Annotated in this window: 11 protein-coding genes; 8 read left to right on the top strand and 3 right to left on the bottom strand. The window is 69.1% G+C overall.

The genetic code is table 11. From position 1 onward, the window contains the following. Positions 1–6: 6 nt before the first annotated feature. A complete protein-coding gene (locus SOM28_RS17125; RefSeq protein WP_320468820.1) occupies positions 7–423 on the bottom strand; it encodes a DUF1810 domain-containing protein in 417 nt (138 codons plus the stop codon). Between the two features lie 65 nt (positions 424–488). Here SOM28_RS17125 and SOM28_RS17120 point away from each other — a divergent pair, with 65 nt between their 5' ends. The 3 genes from SOM28_RS17120 to SOM28_RS17110 all read left to right on the top strand — a co-directional run bounded on the left by SOM28_RS17120 (position 489) and on the right by SOM28_RS17110 (position 2561). Beyond that, positions 489–710 (top strand): DUF3820 family protein, encoded by a 222-nt coding sequence (locus SOM28_RS17120; protein ID WP_320468819.1) that lies wholly within the window; start codon positions 489–491, stop codon positions 708–710. 73 nt (positions 711–783) lie between these two features. Next, positions 784–1182, top strand: a complete 399-nt coding sequence (locus tag SOM28_RS17115) for a response regulator transcription factor (RefSeq protein WP_123071992.1) — start codon at positions 784–786, stop codon at positions 1180–1182. A 62-nt stretch (positions 1183–1244) separates the two neighbouring features. Beyond that, complete coding sequence (locus tag SOM28_RS17110) at positions 1245–2561, top strand: hypothetical protein (RefSeq protein WP_320468818.1); 1317 nt, start codon at positions 1245–1247, stop codon at positions 2559–2561. Positions 2562–2741: 180 nt separating this feature from the next. On the opposite strand, the gene SOM28_RS17105 is transcribed toward SOM28_RS17110, so the two are convergent. After that, a complete protein-coding gene (locus SOM28_RS17105; RefSeq protein WP_320468817.1) occupies positions 2742–5024 on the bottom strand; it encodes an ATP-binding protein in 2283 nt (760 codons plus the stop codon). Between the two features lie 241 nt (positions 5025–5265). Between SOM28_RS17105 and ribA the strand changes: the two genes are divergently transcribed. From ribA to SOM28_RS17090, 3 genes are all read left to right on the top strand, one after another. Then, positions 5266–5955, top strand: a complete 690-nt coding sequence (gene ribA, locus SOM28_RS17100) for a GTP cyclohydrolase II (RefSeq protein ID WP_320468816.1) — start codon at positions 5266–5268, stop codon at positions 5953–5955. A gap of 83 nt (positions 5956–6038) precedes the next feature. Further along, positions 6039–7514: a S1 family peptidase gene (locus SOM28_RS17095; RefSeq protein WP_123071988.1), complete on the top strand. Its 1476-nt coding sequence runs from the start codon at positions 6039–6041 to the stop codon at positions 7512–7514. A 56-nt stretch (positions 7515–7570) separates the two neighbouring features. Then, entirely contained in the window at positions 7571–8533 is a 963-nt protein-coding gene (locus SOM28_RS17090; protein WP_229415102.1) for an FHA domain-containing protein, read from the top strand. A gap of 5 nt (positions 8534–8538) precedes the next feature. On the opposite strand, the gene SOM28_RS17085 is transcribed toward SOM28_RS17090, so the two are convergent. After that, entirely contained in the window at positions 8539–10965 is a 2427-nt protein-coding gene (locus SOM28_RS17085) for a hybrid sensor histidine kinase/response regulator (RefSeq protein ID WP_320468815.1), read from the bottom strand. 131 nt (positions 10966–11096) lie between these two features. On the opposite strand from SOM28_RS17085, the gene SOM28_RS17080 reads away from it, so the two are divergent. Continuing rightward, a complete protein-coding gene (locus tag SOM28_RS17080) occupies positions 11097–12167 on the top strand; it encodes a sensor histidine kinase (protein ID WP_320468814.1) in 1071 nt (356 codons plus the stop codon). Then, positions 12155–12880 (top strand): LytR/AlgR family response regulator transcription factor, encoded by a 726-nt coding sequence (locus tag SOM28_RS17075; protein ID WP_123067895.1) that lies wholly within the window; start codon positions 12155–12157, stop codon positions 12878–12880. Before SOM28_RS17080 ends, SOM28_RS17075 begins: the two co-directional genes overlap by 13 nt. Positions 12881–12939: the final 59 nt, after the last annotated feature.

Below are 12939 nucleotides of genomic sequence, written 5' to 3'. Positions count from 1 at the left end.
GCAAATTCACACCCGCGCCAGCGTTTCCGGGTCGGCCTCGCCGTCGAAATACTTGTCGATGCAGGCCTGGAACACGGCCTCGTCCGGCGCCACGTCGGCGAACAGCGTCATCGACGAGCGGAATTTCAGCTCGTCCGGATAGCCGAAGATCTCATGCGCCGACGGCCCGTCGAGCGCGGCGACGATGCCGGCGCATTCGCGCAGGCGCCGGCCCAGCACCGGATGGGCCAGGTAGGCGGCGGCCTCGTCCTCGGAGCCGATGGCATAGCGTTGCGCCATCTCGCTGCTGCCCAGCCCCTTAAACTGCGGAAAGACGAACCACATCCAGTGGCGGCGCTTGTGCCCCGCCCGCAATTCGGCCAGCACACCGGCGTAGACCGGCTCCTGCGCCTCGACGAAGCGCGTCAGGTTGAAGTCATCCATGACGTTTCCCTCCCCTTGTCATCGAAATGCTACAACGCCGTCGTTGTTTGCTAAAGTGCCGCACGATGAACGCCGAACACCTCTCCCTCCTCCTCGTCCGCGAAATGCCCTACGGGAAATATAAAGGGCGTAAGCTTGCCGACCTGCCGGGCCATTACCTGGGCTGGTTCGCGCGCGAAGGCTTCCCGCGTGGCGAACTGGGCCAGTTACTGGCCCTGATGTACGAACTCGACCATAATGATTTGCGCAGCCTGCTCGATCCGCTGCGCAGGACCTCGACTAGTTGATTCCCTCTAGCAACACACCCGCCAAAATCCTGCTGGGCATCGGTATAATCGAACATTCAACGAAGAATCTACCATGCTCAACGAACACGCTCCCGCGCCCCTGGTACTGGTGGTCGAAGATGACGACCACATTGCCCAGGTATTGCGTTTCATGCTCGAACGCCAGGGCTACCGTGTCACGCACCTGGCCGACGGGCGCGCCGCGGGCGAGTACGTCGCCGCCAGTCCCGAGATTCCCGATCTGGTGCTGCTGGACGTGATGCTGCCCCATCTCGACGGCTTCGAGATCGTCGCCTTGGCCCGCGCGCGCGCCGGATGGGCGGCGGTGCCGATCCTCATGCTGACCGCCAAGAACACCGAGCGCGACACCGTGCGCGCGCTCGACGCCGGCGCCACCGACTTCGTCAGCAAGCCCTTCCAGCCGAACGAATTGCTGGCGCGCGTGCGGCGCCTGCTGCTGCCGGCCGACTGAAGCGATCCCGAGGCGTCCCGAAACGGGCGCTGCGAATCGCCCGGCTCGCTTACACTCGGGGCATGTCGCGCTCTAATTTTCTGCTTCCGCTTCTGCTGTCATCGCTGTCCTTGCCGGCCCAGGCAGCCACCTTGCTGCTGTGCCCCGGCGCCCCGCTCGCCTCGCCCGGCGCCGTGACCGAGGACTACACCACCACCATGGGCGTGCGTATGCGCGCCATCGTTACCGAGGCGCCAGGCAAGCCCGATCCCGGCTGCCGCGCCATGCCGCTCAGGGTGGCCGCCAGCGGCGTCCAGGCCCTGTACTTCCTGCCACGAGATGCTGCGCCGGGCGACACGATCCTGCTGCGCGGCGAACAACGCGACAAGGAATTCACCGTCACCGGCCACACGCTGGGCGCGGAGCCGCCGCCGCCCGCTCCCGAGCCGGGCCTGGCCACGCAAGGCCTCGAGGACGCGGCCGACGTGCGCCTGCGCGCGCCGCGCGCCACCTGGGCCTGGAGCCCGAACGCCTGGCGTGAACGCGCCGACGACATGCTCGACTGGGCCGCCGGCGAAGGGCTGGGCGAGTTGTTCATCAATGTGCCGGTACGCGCCGGCGAAGTCGCCGAGCCGCGGGCATTGGCGGCCTTCGTGCGCCAGGCGCACAGCCGCGGCATCGCGGTGACCGCCTTCGAGGAGGGGCCGGACCTGATCCTGCCGACCGTGCGCGCCGACGCCGTCGGCCGCATGCGCGCCTACGCCGCCTACAACGCGCAGGCCGGCGCAAAAGAAAGCCTGAAGGGCGTCCAGTTCGACGTCCAGCCGCAGCTGCTCGATCCCGACAAGCTGCCGGTGGCGGCGCGCGACGGCCATTACCTCGACCTGCTTGCCGCGCTGCGCAAGGCGGCAGGCAAGATGCGGCTCGAAGCCGTGGCGCCGGCCGCCTGGAGCGAAGAGGACGCGCTGCTGCGCGGCCTGGCACGCCATGTGGACGCGCTGACGGTGCGCAACTACCGCACCGCCCCCGATGAAATACAGCGCCACGCGGCGCCCTTCCTGGACTGGGGCGTCAGGCACGGCAAGCGGGTGCGCATCGCGCTCGAGGCCGGACCGGCCGGCACCGGCGTGGAACGCCACTACCGGCGTGTGGGGCCTGGCGACAAGGGCGACCTGCTGATGTTCGACCTGGCCGGGCAGAAGGTGCTGATGCTGCTGAAGGTGCCCGCGGCCCAGGATGAGGCGCAAGCCTATGCGCTGGCCGACCGGCGCGGCATCGCCGGCTCGGCCACCACCTTCCACTTCGACAAGCCGGCGCTGATGCGCCTGCTGCCGCAGTTGGAGCAATCCTTTGGCGCGTGGAAGAGCTTTGGCGGGATGGCGGTGCACGAGCTGCGCTAGATCGGCGCAATGGTGGCGCACAAACTGCTCTGGGCCGTAGGGTCGGCAGCTTTGTTGCCGACGCTAAAATCGGGGTCAGGTCTGACATTTGGACACGACCTGAACTGTTCTACGGAAGCCCATTGCAGAGGCCGTGTCCGAATGTCAGACCTGACCCCGCTTTGTGACCCCGCTTTGCATTTACCCCAGCGGCAATTCCACCGTAAACCGCGTCCCCATCCCGGCCCGGGTCTCGAAACCGATCGTGCCGCCATGCTCCTCGACGATCGCCTTGCTGATGCTCAGCCCCAGCCCGGTGCCGCTGCGGCGGCGCGAGTCGGCGCCGTCGGCCTGGGCGAAGCGTTCGAACACGCGGCCCTGGAATACGGGCGGGATGCCCGGTCCCTCGTCGGTCACGCTCACGCGCGCCCACCCGGGCCGCTGCGCCAGTCCCACCGTCACTGTCTTGCCGGACGGCGTGAACTTGATCGCGTTCGATAGCAGGTTGCTCAGCACCTGCACCAGGCGGTCGTGGTCGATCGCGGCCTGTACCCCTTCGGCGCCCGGCGGCAGGTCGAGGCGCAGCGCGATGCCGGCCTGGCGCGCCTGGCCCTCCATCGTCTCGGCCGCGTGCCGCAGCACCGGCGCCAGCGGCTGCACGCTGCGCTGGTATTCCATCTGGCCCGCCTCGATCTTCTGGATGTCGAGCAGGTCGTTCACCATCCGCATCAGGCGCTCGCAGCTCTGGCTGGCGATGTGGATCAGCTTGGCCACGTCCGGCGGCAGCTCGCCGGCCATGCCGGTGTCGAGCAGCGACAGCGAGGCGTGGATCGAGGTGAGCGGCGTGCGCAGCTCGTGCGAGACGGTGGACACGAATTCGCTCTTCATGCGGTCGACCTTCTTGCGCTCGGAGATATCGTGCAGGAAGATGCTGAAGAAGGCGTCGACGCCTTCGCCCGCCAGCGCCACCGTGGTCTCGACCGTGAATTCCGTGCCCTGGCGATTGACCACGATCCGCTCCAGGCGCCGGTCGTACGCAAACTCGCCGCCCTGGTGGAAGCCGCGCAGCGCCTTGGCGATGCTGGCGCGGTAACGCTCCGGCAGGATCATCTCGGCCAGCGGCCAGCCCACCGCGTCGTGACGGCTCCAGCCGAACATGCGTTCGGCGGCCGGATTCCAGTCGAGGATCATGCCGCGCTGGTCGGCCGCGATGAAGGCGTCCTGCGCCGCCCCGACGATGGTGGCCATGCGCTGCTCGCTGGCGCGCACCGCGGCCAGCGCGCGTTCCAGTTCCAGGGTGCGCTGCTCGACCCGCTGTTCCAGGGTGTCGTTCAGCGTCTGCAGTTCGGCGCGCCGGTCCACCAGCGCCGTCACCAGCGCATTGAGCGCGCCCGACAGCTGGCGCACCTCGGTGTAGCCGCGCCGCGCCGGTACCAGCTCCTGGCTGTCGCCGCGGCGCAGGCGGTCGGCCGACGCGGCCAGGGCCTGCAAGGGACGCGTGATGCGGCGCGCCAGCAGCAGGCCGGCCAGCGAGAACAGCAGCGCCAGCGCGGCGCCGCTCCATAGCGCGCGTGCGCGCAGCTCGCGCACCGGGCGATAGGCATCCTCGAGGTCCTGGCGCACCAGCACGTGCCAGCCCAGGCCCGGATAGTCGCCCACCGCGCGGGTGGCGGCGTAGCCGACCAGGTAGTCGCGCCCATCCTGCCAGCGCTCGACCGCGTACCCGGTGCGGCCCTGGCGCGCCTGGCCCAGGCTGGCCAGGTCGACCTTGTTGTCCTGCAGGCCTTCGGGCCCAAGCAGCACCACGCCTTCGGCGCTGACGATCAGGGCCTGCACCCGGTTACGCGCCTGCACCGGCACGATGATCGACCGTTCGACGTCGCGCGCCCACTCCCACGACAGGTGGGTGCCCAGCACCCCGGCCGGCTTGCCGTCCGCATCCAGCCAGGGAAAGGCGACGTCGACGAAGCGGCGCGGCTCGCCTTCCTGCACCGGCAGCAGCTTGGCCAGCAGCACCGCCTCGTGCACGTCGCCGACGTAGGTGCCCGCGAGGGCATTGATGAACCACGGCCGCTTGGCCACGTTCTTCCCTTCCAGCAGGCCGCGCGCCTCGGCCAGCACCGTGCCGTCGAGCGACGTCATGCCGATCCATTCGTAGTAGCCGTAGGTCGACTGCATGTCGTTCAGGATCCGGCGCCGTTCGGCATGCGAGGCGTCGGGGGCCACCAGGTCGCCGCGGCGCGCCATCAGCCGCACCTCGCGATAGCGCTCGTACATGCCGCGATCGAGCTTGTCGGCGGTCTGCATCGCCATCTCGCCCAGCCCGGCGCCGATGCTGCTCTTGACCTGGGCGGTCGCAAAGCGCTCGACCACCTCGACCAGCAGCAGGGTCAGGACCACGGTCAGCAGCGAGAACGCGAGCGCCAGCCAGGCGCCGAGGCCACGCGGGGTCAGGCTGGCGGAGAAGCGAGGAAGATTCGGCATGCGGTACCTGAAATTATTTTTTTGCCAGCGTATCACGCGCCTCCCGCTCCCCGGCAAGAGGAGACTTGGTCAATCGCGCGTCACGACCGCATTCCATCCAGCGTGCATGAAAAGTGTTGGTCCTCCTTACGGCAGAGGGTCCGGCGGCTTGGGCCGAAAAGCGGGTGATTCCACACGGCCATGCCCGATTTCCGGTAAACTTGACGGCGATAAGTACACGCCATCGATTGGAAACGCCGTCATGCAAGCCACCGCCGCCGCACTCACCCCGCCTTCCCTGCTGGACTATGCCACCTCGTGCGCGCTGCCGACGCCGTGGGCCCAGTTCACGCTGCACGCCTGGGTCGAGCCGGCCACCGGCAAGGAACACCTGGCGATGGCCCTGGGCGACCTGTCGACCGGCGAGCCGGTGCTGGCGCGGGTGCACTCCGAATGCCTCACCGGCGACGTGATGTTCTCGCAGCGCTGCGACTGCGGCGCCCAGCTCGAAGGTGCGCTGCAGCGCATCGCCGAAGAAGGCCGCGGCATCCTGCTCTACCTGCGCCAGGAAGGCCGCGGTATCGGCCTGGTCAACAAGATCCGCGCCTACCGCCTGCAGGAAGCCGGCGCCGACACGGTCGAGGCCAACCTGCAGCTGGGCTTCCATGCCGATGCCCGCAACTACGAGCTGTGCCGGCCGATGCTGGAGCAGTTCGGCATCAAGTCGGTGCGCCTGATGACCAATAACCCGCGCAAGATCGACGCCCTGAACCGCATCGGCGTCACGGTCGCCGAACGCGTGCCGCTGCTGGTCAACCGCAATGCCTACAACAACAGCTACCTGAACACCAAGCAGGCCAAGCTGGGCCACATGATGGCCCCGCTGACCGCCGTCGAACAGGGAGAGCAAGCCCTGGTCGAACCCGCCAAGACGCCGTCATCGGCATCGTAATTGCGTGCAAACGTGCGCTAACGCGCGCAACGCTCGTTGATCCGGTGGCAAGATAGCATCTCATACTGCCATCAAACTATTGCATGAAACGAGCTGTCCTGGTACTCCTGCTGACCTGCACCGCCATCGGCGCCGCCCTCGAGGCGACGTCGCCGCCGGCCGCTGCCCAGCCCCAGCCGCAGAACCTGGCCCAGAATCTTACGCAACCCGCCCCGCGCGCGTCCCAGAACACGGCCGGCGCCGGGGCCGCCGTCGGCGCGCCGCAGATGCCGGTGGATACCGCGCCGGCGGCCACGCCGAACGCGCCGCTGCCGGGCGAGACCGAGACCCAGGACGCCCTGCCCGAACCGTCGCTGGCGGCCCAGGACCTGTACGACTCCGCGCGCGGCGACCTGCTGCAGATCCGCATGCTGCTCAAGAACGGCCGCACCCAGTCGACGGTCGGCTCGGGCTTCCTGGTCGGCACCAGCAACCTGGCGCTGACCAATTACCACGTGGTGTCGCAGATGGCGCTCGACCCTGGCATCTATACGGCCGAGTACATCGACACCGACGGCAATACCGGCCCGGTCGAGCTGATGGCGGTCGACGTGCTGCACGACCTGGCCGTGGTGCGCATCAACCGCAACGGCAGCGGCTTCTTCAAGGTGCCCGAGCAGCCGGTGCGGCTGCGCCAGGGGCAGCGCCTGTACTCGCTCGGCAATCCACTCGACCTGGGCTTCGCGATCTCGGAAGGCGCCTATAACGGCGTGCTCACGCGCAGCTTCTACGACCGCCTGATCTTTTCCGGCCCGATCAACTCGGGCATGAGCGGCGGGCCGAGCGTGACCGCCAGCGGCACCGTGGCCGGCATCAACGTCTCGCGCCGGCGCGACGGCGAATCGGTCAGCTTCCTGGTGCCGGTGAAGCACGCGCAGGAGCTGCTGCGCAAGGTGGCCGAGCAGGCCGCCCCGCCGGCCGACTTCAATCCCCTGATCGGCAAGCAGCTGCTGGCGCACCAGGGCAGCATGGTCGACAAGCTGCTCGAGGAACCCCTCACGCTCAAGGGCATGGGCCAGTACCTGGTGCCGGTGCGCGAATCGGGCGAGGTGCGCTGCTGGGGACGATCGAATGCCCGCGGCGCGGTCTACAGCACCGACTCGATGAGCTGCGTGATGCAGTCGGCGGTGTTCGTGTCGGACGTGCAGCAGACCGGCAACGTAGCCATGACCCACCAGTACATCCGCAGCGGCACCATGGATCCGATGCGCTTCGCGACGCTCGCCAGCGACACCTTCCAGGTCAACAACCTGGGCAGCACGGGCGATCCGCGCCTGACCAAGCCGTTCTGCACCGAGCGCTTCGTGCACACCCGCAGCCTGCCGATGCGGGCCGTCACCTGCGTGCGCGCCTACCGCAAGTTCGAGGGCCTGTACAACTTCACCCTGCTCACCGCCAGCACCGACGCCTCGCAATCGAGCCTGCAGAGCCGCCTGGACGTGTCTGGCGTCTCCTACGAAAACGGCCTGCGCGTCACGCGCGCCTACCTGGGCGCCTTCGGGCGTAGTGGCCGGCGATGAGCGAGCACACCAGCCAGCCATTGGCCCAGACGAGCGGCGCGCCAAGGGGCGGGACAATGAGCACCGAGTCGCTGCGCGGTCCGTGGACCATCGAGACCCTGGCGCGCAACGGCGAGGTGCTGCACCGCCATCGCGTGGCGGCGCTGCCGATCCGCATGGGCCGCGCCTACGACAACGACTTCATCGTCGACGACGATTATGCGGCCGCCCACCACGCCGTGGTCGAGGCCGGGCCGGACGGACGGCTGCGGCTGCGCGACTTGGGCAGCCGCAACGGCATCGTGCACAAGAGCCGGCGCATCAAGGACGAACTGGCGATCGACGGCGACACCGTGGTGCGCATGGGCCACACCTCGCTGCGCATCCGCGGCGCCGCGCACCGGGTCGCGCCGGAGCTGGTCGACCGCACCATGCACGGCTGGGAGGGCATGCTGCCGGGCGGCGCCGGCATCGTGCTGGCCGTGCTGGCGGCGCTACTGGTGGCCTGGCTGACCGACGACAGCAACGACCTGGAACGCTACGCCCTGTTCCCGGCCGCGGCCGGCGGCATCGGCCTGGCATGGGCCGGCCTGTGGGCCTTCGGCAACCGCCTGTTCGGACGCCGCGCGCGCCTCGGGCGCCACCTGTTCATCTATGGCTGCGCGCTGACGGCGCTGGTGGGCGTGCGCCTGCTGGCCAGCGTCGTGGCCTATGCCTGGTCGTTCGAGTGGCTGACCGCCTATGCCTCGCACGCCGCGGTGGCGACGGTGGCGGTGGCGGTCTACTTCCACCTCGCCACCGTCACGCCGCAGTACCGGCGCCGCCTGCGCCTGGCCTGCGGCGCGCTGGCGCTCCTGGTGTCGGGTCTGATCCTGGCCGGGAACATGCAGCGCCACGGCCGCACCGCAGACGAGCTGTACATGCCGGTGCTACTGCCGCCCGAGCTGCGCGCCAGCCCGGACGTGCCGGTGGCCGATTACATCGATCAGGTCGGGGCGATGAAGAAAGAGATCGACGCCGAGCGCAATAGCGGCAACTGAGCGCGCTAGCCCAGCTGGCGCAGCAGCCGGCTCACCGACTCGGCCGCGATCGGCTTGGTGAAGTGGTGGTCGAAACCGGCTTCGCGCGAGCGCGCCTGGTCTTCTTCCGAACCCCAGCCGGTGACGGCGACGAGGGTCGTGTGCGCCAGCGTCGACATGGCGCGCAGCCGGGTCGCCAGCTCGTAGCCGGTCATGCCCGGCATGCCGATGTCGAGGAAGGCGATGTCGGGCGTGAACTCGCTTACCAGCGCCAGCGCGTCGCGGCCATTGGTCGCGGTACGGATCTCGTGGGCGTTCATCTGCAGCAGCAGCGACAGGCTCTCGGCGGCATCGGTATTGTCGTCCACCACCAGGATGCGGAAGCTCCGGCGCGGGAGCGCACGCTGCTCTTGCCGCAGCTCCTGCACGGCCTCGTCCGGCCCGGCGTCCAGCCGCGCACCGAGCGGCAGGCGCACCGTGAAGGTGCTGCCCTGGCCGGCGCCGGCGCTGTGCACCGCGATGGCGCCGCCGTGCAGGGCCACCAGCTGGCGCACCAGCGACAGGCCGATGCCCAGCCCGCCCTGGGCCAGGCCGCCATGGTCGCCGACCTGGCTGAACATCTCGAAGATCGCCTCCTGGTGCTCGGGCAGGATGCCGACGCCGCTGTCGCTCACCCCGATCACCGCCTCGCCCGCGTCCTTGCGCACTTCCAGGCGGATGTCGCCGCCGGGCGCGGTGTACTTGGCGGCATTGGTCAAGAGGTTGCTCACCACCTGGGCGATGCGGGTCGGATCGACGTCGAGCAGCAGCGCTTCCGGCCATAGGGCGACCTCGAGCCGGTGGCGCGCGCCCTGGATCACCGCCGTGCTGGTCTCCACCGCGCTCGTCACTACCCGGTTGAGGTCGACCAGCTGCTTGCGGATCTCGATCTTGCCGCTGCTGACGCGGGCGACATCGAGCAGGTCGTCGACCAGGTGCGACAGCTGGTGGGTCTGGCGTTCGAGCATTTCGCGCACGCGCGCCATGGTGTCGGGACTGTCGGCGCGCAGGCGCATGATCTCGAGGCCGGTGCGGATGGTCGCCATCGGATTGCGCAGCTCGTGCGCCAGCACCGCCAGGAACTCGCTCTTGCGCCGGCTCGCTTCCGAGGCCTCGCGGGCCAGGCGCCGCATGTCTTCTTCGATGCGCTTGCGCTCGCTGGTGTCGCGGAACACCAGCGCCACCTGGCGCGCCTCGGGCGCGCCGATGCGCGAGGCATTGACCTCGAACCAGCGTTCGAGCTTCGGCGAATATTCCTCGAACAGGATCGATTCGCCAGTGCGCGCCACCGCGCCGTAGCGCTCCAGCCAGACCGATTCGAGACCGGGCGCCAGCTCGTGCACCGAGCGTCCGCGGGCGTCGGGAATGCCGCTCTGGATCGCGAACATCGGATTCACTTCCAGGAACACCAGGTCGATAGGCGCGCCGCCGGCATCGAACGTCACCTCGAGGATGCAGAAGGCCTCGTCGACCTCCTCGAACAGCTTGCGGTATTTTTCCTCGGACTCGCGCAAGGCGGCCTCGGTGCGCTTGACGCGGTCGATGTCGGTCACGGCCGAGACCTGGCCGCCGATCCTGCCGTCGGCATCGACGATCGGCACCGAGCTGATGTGGGTCCAGATTTCGGGGCCGTCGTCCTCGCGGTACCTGGCCTCCACGCCCGGCACGACGCGCTCGCCGCGCAGCGCCCGCATGCCAGGGAAGTCGGCCCGCGCCACCGGCCTGCCCGCAGCATCGAGCAGGGTCCAGCGTTCGAACCGCCGTTCGTCCAGCGACGGCAGTTGGCCGGTCGGCAGGTAACGCCGCATCGCGTCGTTCGCCAGCACGATCGCGCCGCTGGCGTCGCTGACGGCGACACCCACCGGCAGGCTGTCGAACACCGCCGACAGACGCGCTTCGCTGGCCAGCCGCGCCTGGTCGGCGCGGCGCGCCTCGAGCACCTGCCCGGTGGTCTCGAACGCGGTATGGACGAAGCCTCCTACGTTGCCGTCGAGGCCGCGCAAGGGCACGTAGGATGCGCTGAACCAGCGCTCGCATTCCTCGTCTCCTGGCGGCAGCGTCACGCACAGGTCCTGGACGTGGCCGGGCTGCCCCGCCATGGCGGCGTCGGCCAGCGGCCTGACCTCGGGCCACATGCTCGGCATGACTTCGCTCAGCGGCTTGCCGAGCGCGGCGGGGTGCGCCGCGCCGAGCAGCGCCGCATAGGCGTCGTTGTACAGCATCAGGTAGCGCCCGCTCCAGCACACCAGGGTCGGATGGGGCGCATCGAGCATCAGGTCGAGCGCCACCCGCAGCTCGACCGGCCAGGTGTCCGGATCGCCCATGGGAGTGGCAGACCAGTCGTGGGCGGCAAGCAGTGCCCGCATCCGCTGCGGGTGATCGGAATCGTCGCTGTGGTAGCCAAGAATGTTCATGGCCCATTGTCGCACGATGGACTTGCACGGACGGCAATCGTCACGAATTGTCACATTTGCCACAATATGGCGTTTTGACAATCGCCGGCCGATGCACGATGATCGAATCTTTCTCAGACGGAACGCCATCCGTGCCCACTTCTTCACAGCGCGCAAACCGCAGCCTCGTCGTCGCCGGCATCGCCTGGGCCCTGTTCTGGTCCTTGATGGTGCTGGTCGCGATGGAGGATTACCGGCGCGACGGCGGCACCGCACTGTGGCAGCCGATGTTGTGGGAGACCTCGTCGGCGGTGGTGGCGACTGTCCTGTTCCTGGTCCAGCGCCGCTTCAGCCGTGGCGACGATGCGCTGGTCGCCACGCCCCGGCGCTGGTTCGGCCGGCAACTGCGCTGGCTGCCGCTGTACTGGTTCGGCTTCACGCCGATCGTGTTCGCGATCCGCCACGGCATCTATGCGCTGGCCGGCGCCCGCTACGAGCACCAACCCTGGTCCGACGTATTCGTCTACGAGGCGCTCAAGATCTCGGTGTTCTTCGGCCTGTTCACGACGATCGGATTCGGCCTCTTGTCCTACCGCGAGATGATGAAGGAAAGGGTGCGCGCCGAGCAGGCCGGCGCCCTGCTGCGCGAAGCCCAGCTCGAACGCCTGACGCGCCAGATGCAACCGCACTTCCTGTTCAATGCGCTGAACACGATTTCCTCCCTGATGCATACCGACGTGGCGCGCGCCGACGCCACGCTGGTGCGGCTAGCCGACGTGCTGCGCGCCACCCTGGCCCTGGGCGAACGGCCGCAGGCGCGCCTGCGCGACGAGCTGCGCCTGGCCCAGGGTTATGCGGCGGTGATGGCCGAGCGCTTCGAGGGACGGGTGACGCTGGCCTGGGACGTCGATCCCGCCACGCTGGACGTCATGCTGCCCGCCATCAGCCTGCAACCGCTGCTCGAGAACGTGTTCAAGCACACGGTCGGCCGCCGGCGTGAAGCGACCGCGATCCGGGTCGCGGCCGCCGTCGATGGCGACACCGTAATAGTGCGGGTCGAGGACGATGGCGGCGTGCTGGACGAGTCAGGCACGCCCGGCATCACGGTGACGAACCTGCGCACGCGGCTGACGGCCCTGCACGGAGAAAACGCGAGCCTGGCCTTGATCGCCCTGGCGCCCGCCGGCGTGCGCGCGGAGATGAGGCTGCCATGCACCTGCTGATCGTCGACGACGAACGCCCGGCGCGCGACCGGCTGCGCCGTATGCTGGCTTTGGCACCGGGCATCGGCTCGGTGCGCGAAGCGGCCGACGGCGTCGAGGCCTTGCGCATGGTCGAGAGCGAGCGACCGGATGCGCTGCTGCTCGATATCGAGATGCCGGAACTGTCGGGCATCGACCTGGCCGCCTCGCTGCCGGCGCCGGCGCCGCTGGTGGTATTCGTCACCGCCCACGAGGATTATGCGCTGCGCGCCTTCGACAGCGAGGCGGTCGACTATCTGCTCAAGCCCTTCGACCAGGCCCGCCTGCAGCGGGCGCTCGAACGGCTGCGCGCGCGCCTGGCGGCGCCGATGCAGGCGCCTCCGGCGCCGCCCAGTCCTCCCCGCCAGCTGCTGGTGAGCGAACGCGGTGCGACGCGCGTGGTGCAGGTGGCCGATATCGAATGGCTCGAGACGGCCGATAACTACGTGGCGCTGCACACCTCCGCTGGCGCCCCGTTGCTGCGCCAGACCCTCGGCGCCCTGCTCGGCCAGCTCGGTCCCGCCTTCGTGCGCTGCCACCGGCGTGCAGCGGTGCGCCTGTCGGCCGTCGCGCGCATCGAGCCGCTCGACAAGGGCGATTGCGAACTGGTGCTGCGCAGCGGCGCGCGGGTGCCGTGCAGCCGCCAGTATCGTCCCGCGCTGCTGGAACGCCTGGACCCTGTTCGCCCCATGTAAGGCCCGGTTCGCCCCCTGGCGCTGGCCTCTTGCCCTCCTGCGCGCGATGCTGGCGCCTC

The sequence above is a fragment of the Massilia sp. CFBP9026 genome, from assembly GCF_034045165.1.
In the GTDB taxonomy this organism is placed as follows: domain Bacteria; phylum Pseudomonadota; class Gammaproteobacteria; order Burkholderiales; family Burkholderiaceae_D; genus Telluria; species Telluria arenae.
Note: the sequence above shows the minus strand (reverse complement) of the source record. Positions and strands in the feature narration are given on the sequence as shown.